Raw genomic sequence first — 15,444 nt, 5'->3', positions numbered from 1 at the left:
TTTGAGAAACAGTGAATGGCGAGGAGTTACTTTGCTTGCGCGTCGTCCGACGTCGCGGCGTCCTCGTTAGAGGCCTCGGACCGTTCGGTTTGCTCATCTTCGCTCTTGTCGCGCGTCCGATTGGCCTCGACTGCAAGGGCGCCCGCGGCGGCAGCGGCAGCGAGTTCCGTGAACTGTGGCATGTGAACGATCGTCTGCGCCGCCGCTGCAGCCAGGCCGATCGAAATCTCGGCCTCATTGAGCCGCTGATAAAGATCGAAGTGCAGATCGCTGCGCACGCGCACGGACTGCTCGACGTCCTCGACGTAGCACCAAAGTTCGAATTTGAAGGCGTTCGCCTCTATGCCGAGAAACATCACCTGTGGCGCGGGGATTCGCAAAACGCCTTCCTGCGCGCGCGCAGCGGCAAGAAGAACGTCGCGCATCTTTTCCGGATCGACGCCGGCATGGGGCGAAATGGCGATCTTGATGCGGCCGACCTTGTCGCCGCGCAGCCAATTCTTCACCACGCCCGCGACGAGATTCGAATTCGGCACGATCATCGTCGCGCGATCGAAGGTCTCGATCTCGGTGGAGCGGACATTGATGCGTTTGACATAGCCCTGCTCGTCGCCGACCACGACCCAGTCGCCGACGCGAATGGCGCGCTCCCAGAGCAGGATGAGGCCGGAAACGAAATTGTTGACGATCGATTGCAGGCCAAAGCCGATGCCGACCGAGAGGGCGCCGGCGACGATCGCGAGTTTTTCGAACCCGAGCCCGACATAGGACAGTGCGAGCGCCGCCGCGAAAATGAAGCCGGCGTAGCCGAGCGTCGCGCTGATGGAGTTGCGCAAACCGAGATCGAGCCGGGTGAGCGGCAGAAAACGCGTGTCGAGCCAGCGCCGCAGTCCCTGCGTTGCGGCAAGCGCCGCGGCGAAGAGCAGCATCGCCACAAGCGCGCTCGAAGGGGAGATCGTGACGTCGCCGATCTTGAAGGAAACGAACGCCGAGCGAACATTGCCCAGGAAATCGCCCGACTCATAGCCGAGCGGCGCGAGCGCCACCAACGCCGCGGCGAGGAAACAGAGCAGCGTGACAATGCCGGACAGGAGCACGGCGAGCGGCGCGAGCTGCTCACGGCGCACGCCAAGACCGCTGATCATTTTACGACCGAGGATACTCGTCGGCGCAAGCGCCGCCTCGATGCCGCCGCGCGAAAGAGTGACGACGACATACAGGATGGCCAGGACCGCCGCCGTCCAGCCGATCTGCAGAATGACGAAATTGGCGAAAGTGACATAGCCGGCCGCGCACGCCCCCACGAGCACGAGCACGATAAGAGCGCCGAAGAAACGCGCGGCGCTCATCCAGTCGCGGCCCTCGGGGGTGGCGACAGCGGCGCCCTCCTCGATTTCGACTCGGCTTGGCAGACTGAAGAGGGCGATGGCGATGAGCGCCGCGACGATCATAACGCCGAGGCCGCGCGTCACGATCACGAGAGAAAGTCCTCCCTGCACCGACTCTTCCAATTGCTCCAGGAAGCGTGCTGCGGAAAGAGTCAGCGCCGCCAGCGTGACGAGTTGCGTGAGACGTTTCGCAAGCCGATCGCCGGGATCGATCAGCCGCCAGTTCGGATGCGAGGGAGCAAGAACCGCGCGCGCGATGGCGTAGGCGAAAGCGATTCGCGCCACGCCCTCGACGAAGCGTCGCCAGATCGGTTCGAGCGCGGCGTCGATAAGGTCGTAGGCGTCGAAGGCGAGGCTTAACGCTCCGACCGCCGCGACCGGCGCGGCCGCGATGACGAGCGCCGTCCGTCCGGCGGCGGCGGCCTTGCGCAAAGGCGTCGGAGCGGACTCGTCCTCGGAACGCCGGGCGACACGCCGCGCCATGAAGAGCGCCAAGGCGACGCTCGCCGCGATCAGAAAAATCACGGCGAAAAACTGCGCGCGTCGGCCGCTGTTGAGGCGATCTACGACATTCGCCGCTCGGTCGGAAAGAAAGCTCGCGGAATCGCTGATCGCGGCGGGCGCGCCGTCGAGCGCGGCCCACCACAGCGAAGGCGAGAATAGACCGTTCGTGCGCAGAAATAGATTCTTCGCAAAGAGTCCGCGCTGGCGCGCGACAATCGTTACGGCGACCTGCCGGGTCTCGAGCAACATGGCGCGCGCCCGTTTCAGAGTCGCATCGACAGCGTCGTAAAGACGACGCTGCTCTTCGAGTTCGGCGTCAGCGCTGACGCGCGCGGCCGCGTCGGGAGAATCGGCTCCGTTCGGCGTCGCTTCGGGCGCGGCGACCGGAGGCCCTCTCGCCGGCGGCGGCTTCGCGACGCCGTTCTTTACAGCGGGTTTGCCCGGCGGCTTGGGCTCCGCCGGCTTCTCGGTCGCTTTCGGAGCCTCTTTTGGCGGCTCCTGGGGTTTTGCGGCGGCGGGCGCAAGCTCCTTCAACCGCGCTTCGATCGCGGCAAGGCGCGGCGTCAGCTTTTCGATCGTTTCTTCCAGTTCTTGGGGCAAGGGTTCGATACGCGCGCGCAGACTGCGCAGCATGGCGTCGGAAAGCTCGGGCTGCTCAAGCGCCTTCTGCACCTCGTCCAGCGTGGCGCGCGCGCGATCGAGCCGCGCGTTGAACTGTTCGATCGAAGCCGGCGCTTCGTCGGCGCGCAGTCCGGGGGCGGCGAGCGTCGCAATCAGGATGGCGATCAGGAGCGTCAGTATGCGCACATGCGTTCCTTGAGTGGAGCGGGCCGATCAAATCGGTTCGAGCACGCGGGCGAAAGGTCAATCTTGCGGCGGTTCGAGTTCGTCGCGGTAGGACCGCTTGTCGCCGTTCCGGTCGACCACGGTCCATCCCCTCTGCCCGTCCGGCGCGGCGGCGCCCTCAGCGACCCGCGCCTTGCCGAACCCGCCGGGGATGTCGAGCACATAGGCCGGCAGCGCAACGCTGGTCACGCGGCGCGAGAGCTCTGCGTAGATTCGCCTGCCCGCCGCCAGGCTGAGCCGAAAATGCGCGGTCCCCGGCGCGAGATCTGGGTGGTGCAGATAATAGGGCCGAATGCCCAAACCTGCCAAATCGCGCATCAGCGGCTCCAAGACGTCGACATTGTCATTGACGCCCTTGAGCAGCACGGTCTGGGAGAGAAGGACTGCGCCTGCCTCGTGCAGCTGAGCGATCGCCGCGCGCGCCGGCTCGGTCAATTCGCGCGCATGATTGACATGCAAGGCGACGAAAAGCGTCTTGCCGCTTTCGCGAAGCGCGGCAAGCCGATCGCGTGTCACGAGATCGGGCGCGACCGTCGGCGCGCGCGTATGGACGCGTAACAGCCGCACATGCGGGATCTCGGCGAGGCGGCGCGACACGGCGCCGAGGCGACGGGCCGACAGCATCAAAGGATCGCCGCCAGTGAGGATCACTTCGAAAATCTGTGGTCGCCGCGCGATGTAGTCGAGCGCCGCCGCGACATGACGCTCGGGCAGCAGATCGCCTTTGCCGCGGCCGACCGTCTCGCGCCGGAAACAAAAACGGCAGTAGACGGGACAGACGGACAGCAGCTTCAAGAGCACGCGGTCGGGATAGCGATGCACGAGCCCTGGCAGCGGCGAATGCGCGTCGTCGCCGATCGGATCGGCGCGTTCCTGCGGCGTCGTCGCGGCCTCGCGAAGATCGGGGATAAACTGTCGCGCAATCGGGTCATTCGGATCGGCGCGGTCGATCAGCGTCACGACTTCCGGCGTGACGGCGATGCTGTAGCGCTGCGCCACCTGATCGAGACCGTTGACCTCGCTCATGAGGCGCGCGTCAACCAGATCGGCGATCGAGGTAAGCGTGCGCGACGGCGCGCGCATGAGCGCAGCTGCGTTTTGATCCAGCGGCAAGCGTTTCTCCGCCGCGCAAGCGTTCTCTCTCCCGCGAAGCGGGGGAGAGTTGGAGAGGGGGCGATGCGGTGTGCGCTCGGCTCGAATATATTCCCCCTCCCTTACCCTCCCCCGCTCCGCGGGAGAGGGAGGCGTCAAGCGTTCCGCGAAAAACTCATCCGCGCGGTCCGTTATTGCTTCGCCCCGCGCGCGGCGCGCTTCGCCAGCGTGCGCAGCCGCAGCGCGTTGAGCTTGATGAAGCCTTCCGCGTCGCGCTGGTCGTAGGTTCCGCCTTCCTCGAAGGTGACAAGGTCCTGATCGTAAAGCGACCAGGGGCTTTCGCGACCGACAAGCGTCGCCGAGCCCTTGTAGAGCTTGATGCGCACCCTGCCCGTAACATGCTCCTGGCTCTTGTCGATCGCGGCCTGCAGCATCTCGCGCTCCGGCGCGAACCAGAAGCCGTTATAGATCAGTTCGGCGTAGCGCGGCATCAGCTCGTCTTTGAGATGCGCGGCGCCGCGGTCGAGCGTCAGGCTCTCGATGCCGCGATGCGCGACGAGCAGAATCGCGCCGCCGGGCGTCTCATACATGCCGCGCGACTTCATGCCGACGAAGCGGTTTTCGACGAGATCCAATCGCCCGATGCCGTGAAGACGCCCCAGCTCATTGAGCTTGGCGAGAAGCGCCGCAGGCGAAAGCTTGACGCCGTCCACGGCGACGGCGTCGCCCTTCTCGAAGTCGATCGTGACATATTGCCCTTCATTCGGCGCATCTTCGGGATTGCCGGTGCGCGAATAGACGTAATCGGGCGTCTCGTTGGTCGGATCTTCGAGCACCTTGCCTTCCGAAGACGTGTGCAGAAGATTGGCGTCGGTCGAGAACGGCGCTTCGCCGCGCTTATCCTTGGCGATCGGGATCTGGTTCTTTTCGGCGAAGGCGATGAGATCGGCGCGCGAGACGAAGTCCCATTCGCGCCAGGGCGCGATCACGGTGATATCGGGCTCGAGCGCGTAATAGCCGAGTTCGAACCGCACCTGGTCGTTGCCCTTGCCGGTCGCGCCATGGCAGACCGCGTCGGCGCCCATTTTGCGCGCGATCTCGATCTGCTTCTTGGCGATGAGCGGACGCGCGATCGAGGTGCCAAGCAGATAAAGCCCCTCATATTGGGCGTTGGCGCGGAACATCGGGAAGACGTAATCGCGCACGAATTCTTCGCGCAGATCTTCGATGAAGATGTTTTCAGGCTTCACGCCCAGAAGCAGCGCCTTCTCGCGCGCGGGCTCGAGCTCCTCGCCCTGACCGAGATCGGCGGTGAAGGTGATGACTTCCGCGCCATAGGTCGTCTGCAGCCATTTCAGAATGATCGAGGTGTCGAGCCCTCCGGAATAGGCGAGGACGACGCGTTTGATTTCTTTTTTCTGGCGGGTCATTTTGGCTCTGGCTCGGCGGGGGCGATTGCGCGCGGACTATAGGCGCCGCGGGCCCGAGCGCAAGGCGGCGCGACGCGGCCCACGTCCGCGCAGGAGAAACGGCGTGAAGCGAACATTCGCCCTGGCGGGCGTCCTTTCTTTCCTGGGGCTGACGGGCCTGTGCGCGCAAACCGACCAGCGCGTATGGACGCTCGGCGGACTGGAGGAGAAAAACGCCGACAGCATCTATCTTGGCTATGGGGTGCCGGAGAGCGACGACAGCCTTGGGAGCTTCACCTGCGCGCCAGGGAGCGGCTTGGTCAAAATCTGGATCGCCGAAACCAGCGACAAGCTTAAAGCGGGAGACAAGGCGACGGCGATCCTTTCCGTCGGCGAAAAGACGGCGAAGGTCGCCGGCAAGCTCGTCCCCAATGAAGAAGCCGGCGTGCCGAGCTTCGAAGGGCGGCTGCCGGCGAAAGACCCGATCTTCGCGGCGATGGCCGGCGGGGAAACGCTCGCCATCGCCATCGGCGGGGCGAAGCGCACGGCGCCCCTCGCCGACGCGACGGAGAAATTCAAGAAATTCGCCGCGGCCTGCGCCAAGCGCTAAAGCCTCGTTTTTTACGTCGGAGCCCCCTAAATTGACGCAATGAGCAGCCGTTCGACGAAAAACCCCTCACGGTCCAAGGTCGCCGGCCTGACCCCCGCGCGCCGCCGAGCGCTCGACATTCTCACGCAAGCGAACCGGCCGGTCGGCGCTTATGAGATGATCGACCTCATGGCCGACGAAGAGGGCAAGCGGCCCGCGCCCGTCTCCGTCTATCGCGCGCTCGGCTATCTCATGGACAACGGCCTCGCGCATCGGCTTGCGTCAAAAAACGCCTATATCGTCTGCGGCCACGCGCATGAGGCCGAGGAGCCGGTGGTTTTCATCATCTGCGAGCAATGCGGCGAGGTGAAAGAGGCGACGTCGCCAGGCTTCGCCCGCGAACTCGCGGCGCTCGTCGGGGCGGCGCATTTCAGCGCCCGCACGCGCGTCGTGGAAATCGCCGGGCGCTGCGCCCGATGCGAAGGCAAATAGCGATGGCCGGCGCCACGCGCTGGCTTGCGCCGCTCCTCTTTTTCATCGCCTCGCTGGCCTTTGCGGCGGCGAACTATCCGCCGCTGACCGGTCGAGTGGTCGATCAAGCCGATATCATTGCCCCTTCGACGAAAAGCGCGATCGAGACAAAGCTGAAGGAACTCGAGGATAAATCCGGCATTCAGCTCGTCGTGGCCTCGGTCAATTCGCTGGACGGGCTGGACGTCGAAACCTATGCCAATGGCCTGTTTCGCGCATGGAAGCTCGGTGAAGCAAAAAAGAACAATGGCGTTCTTTTCCTTGTCGCGCCGAACGAGCGCAAAATGCGCATCGAAGTCGGCTACGGCCTGGAAGGAACGCTCACCGACGCGCTGTCGAAGATCATTTTGACGAGCGCGGTGGCGCCGCGATTCAAAGCGCGAGACTATGGCGCCGGGATCGAGCGCGGCGTCGAGGGGATCATCGAAGTGCTCTCTGGCGATTCCGCCGAATGGACGAAACGCGCGCGAGGGCCGCAGTCCACGACCTTCGATGAGCTTTCCCCGCTCATTTTTTTCGCCCTGTTTCTGTTCATCGTGGTCTGGATGGCGCGTAGCGCGCGCGGCCGGCAACCGTACGACCGGCGCTACAGGCGCGGCGGACCGCCGATCATCGTGCTGCCCCCGAGCGGCGGCTTCTGGGGGGATGATTCCAGCGGCGGGTGGAGAGGGGGAGGCGGTTTTGGAGACGGCGGCGGCTTTTCCGGCGGCGGCGGCTCGTCCGGCGGCGGCGGCGCTTCGGGGGATTGGTGATGCAGCTCACGGCGGACGACTTCGAGCGCATCGCGGAGGCTATTCGTCGAGCCGAAGAAAAAACCTCCGGCGAGATCGTCTGCGTGCTGGCGCGCCGCTCATCCGATTACGCCTTCGTGCCGCCGCTCTGGGGCGCATTTATCGCGCTAGCGTCGCCTTGGCCCATGCTGCTTTTCACCGAAATTTCGCCTCGTGAGATTTTTGCGGCGCAGATCGCCATCTTTATCGTTGCGACGCTCGTCGTTTCATGGGGACCGGTGCGCTTTTTCTTGACGCCGCGCGCCGTGAAGCGCGCCCGCGCCGCGCGCGAGGCGATCGAGCAATTTTTCTCGCGCGGCGTTTCGGCGACCAAGGCGCGCATGGGCGTGCTCATATTCGTTTCTTTCGCAGAGCGTTATGCGCGCATTGTCGCCGACGAGGCCATCGCCGCAAAGATCAGTAATGACGAATGGCAGGGCGCGCTGGATCTGCTGCTGGAAGACATACGGCGCGAGAGAGCAGCGGACGGCTTTGTCGCGGCGATCGAGGAATGCGCGCGACTCTTGGCGAAACATGCGCCGCCCGGCGCGAGCGGCGACGAACTGCCGGACAAGATTTACGTGATGTAGCGGGCCGCGCCCCTTAGCCGGGCGGCCTATCCGTCGCCCGCGCTCAGCAGGCCTTTCGTTCGCGCGCGACTTCCCGCCAGCCAATGTCGCGGCGGCAAAACCCGCCCGGCCAATCGATGAGGTCGACCGCCGCATAGGCGCGCGCTTGAGCCTCGGCGACGCTTCCGGCCATCGCGGTGACATTCAGCACGCGCCCGCCGGCGGCGAGCAGGCGTCCGCCTTCCTCGCGCGTGCCGGCGTGGGTGATGGTGACGCCCTCGACGGCTTCGGCGCTTTCCAAATTGCGGATTTCCGAGCCGGTCATCGGCGTTCCCGGATAGTTTTTCGCCGCCAGCACCACCGTCAGCGCCGCGAACGGCGAAAACCGCGGTCGCTGCTGAGGCAATTTGCCCCGCGCGGCGTCAAGCATCAGCTCGAGAAGATCGCCCTCGAGACGGGGCAGAATGACTTGCGCCTCGGGGTCGCCGAAACGGCAATTGTATTCGATGAGCTTTGGCCCCTCCTGCGTCAGCATGAGTCCGGCGTAAAGCACGCCCTTGAAGGGCGCGCCCTTGTCGCGCATGGCGCGCATCGTCGGCTCGATGATCTCGGCCATCACGCGCGCTTCTATTTCTGGCGTCACCACTGAAGCCGGCGAATAGGCGCCCATGCCGCCTGTGTTCGGCCCGGCGTCGCCCTCGCCGACCCGCTTATGATCCTGCGCTGTCGCGAAAGGCAGCGCGCGAACGCCGTCGCAGATTGCAAAGAACGACGCCTCTTCGCCTTCGAGACGTTCCTCGATGACCACCTCCGCGCCCGAGAGGCCAAACGCGCCCCCGAACATCGCCTGCGCGGCGCGCTCCGCTTCCGTCAGCGTCCCAGCCACGACGACGCCTTTGCCGGCGGCGAGTCCGTCGGCCTTGACGACGATCGGCGCGCCGTGTTCCCGCAGATAACGCAGCGCCGGCTCGAGCGCGGCAAACCGCGCATAGCTCGCGGTCGGAATCCCATAGTCGCGACACAAATCCTTTGTAAAACCTTTGGAGCCTTCCAGCTGAGCCGCTGCCTGCGTCGGCCCAAAGACGAGGATCCCGCGCTTCTCCAGTTCGTCGACGAGACCGCCGATCAGCGGCTGCTCGGGCCCGACAACGACGAGCGCAATTCCCGCCTCGCGACAAAAATCGATCACGGCGGGGTGGTTGGCGATGTCGAGTTCGACGTTATCTCCCACACGACCCGTCCCCGGATTGCCTGGCGCGATATAGAGCCGCGTCAGCCGCGGGCTTTTCTTTAGGGCGTTGCAGATCGCATGCTCGCGACCGCCAGATCCGATCAGAAGAACATTCATCAACGCTCGCCCGGTTGCTTCGTTTCCGCTTCTAGAGCGCACAGACGCCAAAAAGCAATCCGCTGCCGAAATTGCCAGGCTTGCCCGTTGCATAAGCGCCGCTAGCTATCCGACCGGGGGCTAGCGGCTGGAGTGTCCCACATGTCCATTACCCGAGATATCGCATCGCATGACAATGCGGTCGCCTATGGCGGCCTCATTGACGCCATAGGCGGCGTCGCCACCATCGTCCTTGTAATTTGCGGTTTAGTTGGAATTGCGCCCCCCATGATGGTCGCGATCGCGACGATCGTGTTTGGCGTCGCACTGTTAATTCAAGGCGGAGCTATGCTGTCGGAATATACGCAAGTCGTGTTTCCCGGCGGCGTTCGAACCTCTTCCATCGAGCAGATGGGCGGCAATAGCCTCGCGCTCGTCTTTCTGGTTGGCGCGGGCGGTATAGTGCTCGGCGTCCTGTCGCTTCTCGGCATCAGCGCCGCCGTTCTGTCGCCGGTGGCCGTGATCGGCTTTGGCACCGCTCTGCTTCTGAGCAGCAACGCCGTATGGCGCCTCTATGTGCTGCGGCGCGCCTCCGCCCAGATGGAGACCACGGTCGGACAATCGCAACATGTCGGCGCCGAGATGCTCGCGAGCGAAATGGCGTCGGGTTCAGCGGGCATTCAGGCGCTCGCAGGACTGACGGCAATCGTCCTCGGCATTCTTGCGCTTGCCGGCAACACCGCCGATTTGACCCTGAACCTGGTCGCGCTGCTCGCGCTCGGCTCCACGATCGTGCTCACGGGCAGCACCCTTAGCGCCACGGTTTTGAGCTTTATGCGAACCTGAGCGCAACGCCAGTGGAATAAATGCCCCCGACCGCCCGTCGGGGGCATTTTTCTGCCTCGCCGAAGTCCCAGACGGCTTCCCTCCCGGAGTGAAAATGCTCTAAAGACAGCGCAATCTCTCTTTGCGAGGCGATATGGCGCGGCAGTTCATCTATCACATGCAGGGCCTCAGCAAGACCTATCCGGGCGGCAAGAAGGTCTTGGAGAACATCAATCTCTCCTTTTATCCCGATGCGAAGATCGGCGTCCTCGGCGTCAACGGCTCCGGCAAATCGACGCTGCTGCGCATCATGGCGGGCGCCGATAAGGAATATTCTGGCGAGGGCTTCGTCGCCGAGGGCGCGCGGGTCGGCTATCTGCCGCAGGAGCCGCAGCTCGACCCGACGCTCGACGTGCGCGGCAATGTCATGCTCGGCGTCGCCGACAAGAAGGCCGTCCTCGATCGCTACAACGATCTCGCCATGAATTATTCGGACGAGACCGCCGATGAGATGACGAAGCTCCAGGACGAAATCGAGGCCAAAGGGCTTTGGGACTTGGACAGCCAGGTCGACCAGGCGATGGACGCGCTCGGCTGCCCGCCGGACGACGCTGACGTCACTAAGCTTTCGGGCGGCGAGCGGCGTCGCGTCGCGCTGTGCAAACTGCTGCTCGAACAGCCGGAAATGCTGCTCCTCGACGAACCGACGAACCATCTCGACGCTGAAACCGTCAACTGGCTCGAAGGACATCTGCGCCAGTATCCCGGCGCAATCCTGATCGTCACCCACGACCGCTATTTCTTAGACAATGTCACCGGATGGATATTGGAGCTCGATCGCGGCCGCGGCATCCCCTACGAGGGCAATTACACCAGCTGGCTGAAGCAGAAGCAGAAGCGACTGGCTCAGGAATCTTCCGAGGACAAGGCGCGCCAGCGCGCGCTCGAAGCCGAGAGCGAGTGGATCGCCGCTTCGCCGAAGGCGCGGCAGGCGAAAAGCAAGGCCCGCATTCAGCGCTATGAGGAACTCGTCGCCAAGCAGAACGACAAGGCGCCGACGACCGCGCAGATCGTCATTCCGGTGGCCGAGCGTCTCGGCGACAATGTCATCGATTTCGACCATCTGTCGAAAGGCTATGGCGACACGCTCCTGATCGACGATCTCTCCTTCAAATTGCCGCCCGGCGGCATCGTCGGGGTGATCGGGCCGAACGGCGCCGGCAAGACGACGCTGTTTCGCATGATCACCGGACAGGAGAAGCCCGACAACGGGACGATCGAGATCGGCGACAGCGTGCAGCTCGGCTATGTCGACCAGTCGCGCGACGCGCTGCACGCCAACAAGTCCGTCTGGGAGGAAATCTCGGAAGGCAATGAGGTGATCTATCTCGGCAAGCGCGAGATCAACAGCCGCGCCTATTGTTCGGCCTTCAATTTCAAGGGCGCCGATCAGCAAAAGAAGGTCGGGCAGCTTTCAGGCGGCGAACGCAACCGCGTGCACCTCGCCAAGATGCTGAAGAGCGGGGCCAATGTGCTGCTGCTCGACGAGCCGACCAACGATCTCGACGTCGACACGCTCCGCGCGCTCGAAGAGGCGCTCGTCGATTTCGCCGGCTGCGCCGTCATCATCTCGCATGACCGCTTTTTCCTCGACCGCATCGCGACGCATATTCTCGCTTATGAAGGCGACAGCCATGTCGAATGGTTTGAAGGCAACTTCGCCGATTACGAGGAAGACAAGAAGCGGCGCCTGGGAATCGACAGCGTCATTCCACACCGGCTGAAATATAAGAAGTTCGCGCGGTGAGGGCGGCGGCGTAATTCGCTCCTTTTCGCCGTCATTGCGAGCGAAGCGAAGCAATCCAGAGCAACGCCGCGGGTTCTGGATTGCTTCGTCGCTTCGCTCCTCGCAATGACGGGAATTGTTTCTCGGCGCCGCAGGCGGAATCATCCGATTCCGCGCCTATCGGCGAGCGGTTGCGTGCGTTGGCGCCTCTTCGATGAGGTATCGCAGCGCAAGCAGATACGAGATCAAGTCTTTTTCTGTCTCGATCAAATCGACTTCAATTCGGGAAGGTTCGCCATCAGTTAACGACGCTGCATACGTCGCAAGCGTACCTAAGTGCGCTTGGCGACGTTTCTGCTCGAATTCCGACTCCCGACCGTTCGCCGGAGAATCTCCATAGTGAAGAATGTCGTTTGCGAGCTTACGTAACCTATGGAGCGGGTTCTTTGTCTTTTCATCACACAAGCGATTTATTTTGTCAGCCAAATCTCCTGCCGAAAAATCATAGTGATATACAAGCACAAGCTCCGTGAGCGCTCGCATCAGCGAAATCGCGGCCAAAGGCACTCCAAAAACGAAAGCTTCTTGCGCCTGCTGAAGTTGAAGTAGAAGAGAAATTTTGTTGTCTGGCTGCGGCCCATGTTGCTTGCCATGCCGTCCAGCAACATGAGTGGGAATCAATACTACCGGAACGAGCCCCCTTCGGCGTAGTATCCCCCTCAAATTCAGACCCGCCTTACGACGCAGCTGCCGAAACTCAAAAATTGCGCGCTCGATTGACTCTGGATGTCCTTCTGGAAAATCGCCAACCGCAACGCTATCAGCAGCTTGCTCCATTGCAGCGTCAAATCCTGCCACTGCTTCTCTCGCGTCCTCATCAGCCGCTTGCCAAAGAAGCGTAAATGGATCCTTTGCCTGGGTGTTGGGAACCGCAGGCAAATCGACGCCGATGCAGATTTCGTCCCAAGCGATGTCTGACAGAATCGCGTCCCAGCGTTTTTCGTAATCTCGCCAATCGGCGATGAACTTAGCGTCCACCGGTTCGCGAAATAGCTTTCGATGCCCGCGCTCGTCAGTCTGAATAACAAATTTCGCGAAATGCAGATCGATGCAGAGTTTCTTGAGACCCTCATCGTCGGATACGTTTGCTTTTAAGGCCGATGGGTCGTCTCGGCCCAATCCCTCAGTTTGCGATACAATCGCCTAAATTCGATACTTCGTGGGTCGTCCTTTCCTGCACGCATCCGCCCTTCTCCATTACTCCAACTCCACCACCCGCATGCCTCTCATCGCCGCCGCCTCCTTAAGCCGCGCGTCGAATGTCACGAGGCTCGCCTCCAAATTGATCGCCGATGCGAGATGCAGCGCGTCCGGCGTGGCCAACTTGGTGGAAAAATCGCGCACGAGCCGCAAAGCGAGTTCGAAATCGGCGCCGCCCAGCGCATACGATCCGCAGCTCGCGCAAATCAGATCGAAATCATCTAGAGCCGTTCGTCGCCGTCATTCGTCAGCGCCTTTGTTCGAACGCCGCGTGAGACGACCGCGCTGAATTCGATCGACGCCAAATTGCTGACGAAGGCGCTTGGCGATACCGCGTCCCAGTTGCGTCTCGCGTTTTCCGAATGCGCGTCATCGATAACGACGGCAAGGATGAACGACGTGTCGAGATAGAGCTTTACGAAGCTTCGTCGCGCATCTCACGAAGGAGGTCCGCGGCGCTTTTGCCAAGCCATGGCCGTAGCTTCGCCCGCGCCGCGATTTCGTCGATCAGATGCGCCGAGGACCGCCGCTTCGGCGCGACCTCGAGGGCGCGCAGTTCGGCCACTGGCTTGCCGTCGCGCGTGATCGTGACGACCTGCCCACTCTGAGCCTGGTCGATCAGCCGGGACAATTCTTCCCTTGCGGTGGATAATGGATAGCTCGGCATAGCGCGCCTCGTTCAGCTGATCTGCAATATAGGATCGCGCCGCCCCACGACGCAACGGCGCGCCACCTCACCCCGGCGCAACCGCCCTTACCCCCCTCATCGCCGCCGCAGCCGCCAGCCGCGCATCGAAAGTCGCCAGTCGATAGCCTCGGTTCGAGGCGAGCGCGAGATGCAGCGCGTCGGGCGCGGCGAGCTTGGTCGCGAAATCGCGAACGAAACGATCCGCGAGCGCGAGGTCGGATGCGCCCGTTTCAATACTTGTGGATGCACGAGCTAACCAATCGTCGAGCAACGCCAGCGCGAGCGACGCCTGCTGTTCGGACATGCGCGCCGAACGAACCTGCCGAGAAATGACTGCCGCAACTTCAAGTGCGGCGAAGTCGCTGACGACGAGCTCTTCGCGCGCATTGGCAAGCCATTGCTCCATGTTCATCGTATGCGCGTCGCGCAGAATCAGTGGAACGATTGCGCTCGCGTCAAGATAAACGCTCATTTTTCTTCGTCGCGCATCCTGCGGATGAGAGCGACGGCGTCCTCGCCCAGCGGCGGCAGCGCGTCACGTCGCTTGCGCAGCCATTCGAGGTCGGCTTTCGTCATTCGTTTGGGCGCTTCGGCGGGCGTGCTCGGGCGCAGTTCGACGACGGGTTTGCCGTGACGGGTGATCGTCACCGTCTCCCCCGCCAGCGCCTCGTCGATCAGCCGGGATAATTGTTCTTTCGCCTTGGCGATGGGGTAGGACGACATGGCCGCCTCGAAAATGGTCATTTTTCGGAAAATAGGACATAATTTCCGGCGACACAACGCGTTACGGCGCCACCCGTTCGACCTCCGGAAAGTAATTTCGATACCGTCCCAAATCCCGCGCCAAAATCGGCGCCATGCACGCTCAATGGGGCGTCCGCCCAAACGCCTTCCGCAGCTCGTCCTTCGCCTGCTCCAGCACTTGTCGGCGCGCGTCGGGCAAATCCTTGCCGGCCCTGTTGATGTAGAAGGTCAGCATCGACATGGCGGAACGGAACGGGTCCGCTTTGCGCCGCTGGCTCGCCTCCGCCGAGCGCTTGAGGGAGCGGGCGATCTTCGCGGGGTCGTCCCAAGTGAATACCCCCGCATCGAGATCGAGCGCGTTGCTGTGGCGCGTGACCTCGCCTGACCAGTAGTTGGTCGACGTCTTTGAACTTTTTGCCGGCGCGCGGCTTTTCGGCTGCCTTTGCGCCATCATCCGCCTCATCTCAGGAGCGCTTGTCAGAATCCCTTGGGCAGGTAGTCGGCCGCCCACAGAAATCAACGTCCTCGAAGCGTGACCGCCACGAATTCGCCATTTGCGCGTGGCGGATTTCCCTGCTGGGCCCTGGGCGGCCAATGAGGGAAATTTTGATGAGACTATTCCGCCGGGCCGCCGCCTTCGTCGCCATCGGCGCTCTGCCGCTCGCGGGCTGCGCACCGCAGGATTCGCCCGTCGCTTCGGCGCCCGCCGCCTATGACGAGGCCGCTAAGGCGACCGAGCTTACCGGCCAGGACGCGCTGCATGCGCGAATCTCCCATTACGCCCGCATCTACGACATTCCGGAATCGCTCATTCATCGCTCAATTCGCCGCGAGAGCAATTACAATCCCCACGCCCGGCACGGACCCTATTGGGGGCTGATGCAGATCCGTCACGACACGGCGCGGCACATGGGCTACGACGGCCCGGCGAGCGGCCTTCTCGACGCCGACACCAATCTTGCGTTCGCGGTGCCTTATCTCGCCAACGCCTATAAGGTCAGCGGCGGCGACGAAGGCCGGGCGATCAAGCTTTACGCCGGCGGCTACTACTATGAGGCGAAGCGCAAGCGGATGCTCGACGAGCTGGTGACGTCAGCCTCGCAGTGAATGCCCGAA

General features: G+C 63.0%; 17 protein-coding genes and 1 pseudogene. 7 read left to right on the top strand and 11 right to left on the bottom strand.

The genetic code is table 11. The features are described from left to right. Positions 1-26 precede the first annotated feature (26 nt). The 3 genes from ACR65T_RS14865 to ACR65T_RS14855 form a co-directional block, all read right to left on the bottom strand. Positions 27-2,699: a DUF3772 domain-containing protein gene (locus ACR65T_RS14865; RefSeq protein WP_434497217.1), complete on the bottom strand. Its 2,673-nt coding sequence runs from the start codon at positions 2,697-2,699 to the stop codon at positions 27-29. A gap of 57 nt (positions 2,700-2,756) precedes the next feature. Then, positions 2,757-3,821 (bottom strand): lysine-2,3-aminomutase-like protein, encoded by a 1,065-nt coding sequence (locus tag ACR65T_RS14860; protein ID WP_434497245.1) that lies wholly within the window; start codon positions 3,819-3,821, stop codon positions 2,757-2,759. Positions 3,822-4,021: 200 nt separating this feature from the next. After that, complete coding sequence (locus ACR65T_RS14855) at positions 4,022-5,260, bottom strand: argininosuccinate synthase (RefSeq protein ID WP_434497216.1); 1,239 nt, start codon at positions 5,258-5,260, stop codon at positions 4,022-4,024. Positions 5,261-5,363: 103 nt separating this feature from the next. Here ACR65T_RS14855 and ACR65T_RS14850 point away from each other — a divergent pair, with 103 nt between their 5' ends. From ACR65T_RS14850 to ACR65T_RS14835, 4 genes are read left to right on the top strand one after another with little or no spacing between them, the layout of a single operon-like run. Next, positions 5,364-5,849, top strand: a complete 486-nt coding sequence (locus ACR65T_RS14850; protein WP_434497215.1) for a hypothetical protein — start codon at positions 5,364-5,366, stop codon at positions 5,847-5,849. Between the two features lie 39 nt (positions 5,850-5,888). Then, entirely contained in the window at positions 5,889-6,320 is a 432-nt protein-coding gene (locus ACR65T_RS14845) for a transcriptional repressor (RefSeq protein ID WP_434497214.1), read from the top strand. A 2-nt stretch (positions 6,321-6,322) separates the two neighbouring features. Next, positions 6,323-7,111 (top strand): TPM domain-containing protein, encoded by a 789-nt coding sequence (locus ACR65T_RS14840; RefSeq protein ID WP_434497213.1) that lies wholly within the window; start codon positions 6,323-6,325, stop codon positions 7,109-7,111. Beyond that, positions 7,111-7,719 (top strand): TPM domain-containing protein, encoded by a 609-nt coding sequence (locus tag ACR65T_RS14835; protein WP_434497212.1) that lies wholly within the window; start codon positions 7,111-7,113, stop codon positions 7,717-7,719. Before ACR65T_RS14840 ends, ACR65T_RS14835 begins: the two co-directional genes overlap by 1 nt. A gap of 43 nt (positions 7,720-7,762) precedes the next feature. Here ACR65T_RS14835 and purD read toward each other — a convergent pair whose 3' ends face one another. Then, positions 7,763-9,046, bottom strand: a complete 1,284-nt coding sequence (gene purD / locus ACR65T_RS14830; protein ID WP_434497211.1) for a phosphoribosylamine--glycine ligase — start codon at positions 9,044-9,046, stop codon at positions 7,763-7,765. Between the two features lie 141 nt (positions 9,047-9,187). Between purD and ACR65T_RS14825 the strand changes: the two genes are divergently transcribed. Both ACR65T_RS14825 and ettA read left to right on the top strand, forming a co-directional pair. After that, on the top strand, positions 9,188-9,871 hold the full coding sequence (locus tag ACR65T_RS14825) for a hypothetical protein (RefSeq protein ID WP_434497210.1): 684 nt from the start codon (positions 9,188-9,190) through the stop codon (positions 9,869-9,871). 133 nt (positions 9,872-10,004) lie between these two features. After that, a complete protein-coding gene (gene ettA / locus ACR65T_RS14820; protein ID WP_434497209.1) occupies positions 10,005-11,657 on the top strand; it encodes an energy-dependent translational throttle protein EttA in 1,653 nt (550 codons plus the stop codon). Positions 11,658-11,813: 156 nt separating this feature from the next. On the opposite strand, the gene ACR65T_RS14815 is transcribed toward ettA, so the two are convergent. From ACR65T_RS14815 to ACR65T_RS14785, 7 genes and pseudogenes are all read right to left on the bottom strand, one after another. After that, positions 11,814-12,815, bottom strand: a complete 1,002-nt coding sequence (locus ACR65T_RS14815; protein WP_434497208.1) for a hypothetical protein — start codon at positions 12,813-12,815, stop codon at positions 11,814-11,816. Between the two features lie 78 nt (positions 12,816-12,893). Continuing rightward, positions 12,894-13,076, bottom strand: a complete 183-nt coding sequence (locus ACR65T_RS14810; RefSeq protein WP_434497244.1) for a PIN domain-containing protein — start codon at positions 13,074-13,076, stop codon at positions 12,894-12,896. A 41-nt stretch (positions 13,077-13,117) separates the two neighbouring features. Then, positions 13,118-13,294 (bottom strand): annotated as a pseudogene (locus tag ACR65T_RS14805) (hypothetical protein); the annotation flags it as partial. 17 nt (positions 13,295-13,311) lie between these two features. Then, positions 13,312-13,563, bottom strand: a complete 252-nt coding sequence (locus ACR65T_RS14800) for a type II toxin-antitoxin system Phd/YefM family antitoxin (protein WP_434497207.1) — start codon at positions 13,561-13,563, stop codon at positions 13,312-13,314. Between the two features lie 67 nt (positions 13,564-13,630). Continuing rightward, on the bottom strand, positions 13,631-14,056 hold the full coding sequence (locus tag ACR65T_RS14795; protein WP_434497206.1) for a type II toxin-antitoxin system VapC family toxin: 426 nt from the start codon (positions 14,054-14,056) through the stop codon (positions 13,631-13,633). Further along, positions 14,053-14,307, bottom strand: a complete 255-nt coding sequence (locus tag ACR65T_RS14790; RefSeq protein WP_434497205.1) for a type II toxin-antitoxin system Phd/YefM family antitoxin — start codon at positions 14,305-14,307, stop codon at positions 14,053-14,055. Before ACR65T_RS14790 ends, ACR65T_RS14795 begins: the two co-directional genes overlap by 4 nt. Positions 14,308-14,449: 142 nt before the next feature. Next, positions 14,450-14,779: a DUF3175 domain-containing protein gene (locus tag ACR65T_RS14785; RefSeq protein ID WP_434497243.1), complete on the bottom strand. Its 330-nt coding sequence runs from the start codon at positions 14,777-14,779 to the stop codon at positions 14,450-14,452. Between the two features lie 158 nt (positions 14,780-14,937). Between ACR65T_RS14785 and ACR65T_RS14780 the strand changes: the two genes are divergently transcribed. Beyond that, entirely contained in the window at positions 14,938-15,435 is a 498-nt protein-coding gene (locus ACR65T_RS14780; protein WP_434497204.1) for a transglycosylase SLT domain-containing protein, read from the top strand. The last annotated feature ends 9 nt before the right edge of the window (positions 15,436-15,444 follow it).

Source organism: Methylocystis sp., assembly GCF_051061285.1.
In the GTDB taxonomy this organism is placed as follows: Bacteria; Pseudomonadota; Alphaproteobacteria; order Rhizobiales; family Beijerinckiaceae; genus Methylocystis.
The sequence above is the reverse complement of the archived record's forward strand: the minus strand, read 5'-3'. Positions and strand labels throughout refer to the sequence as shown.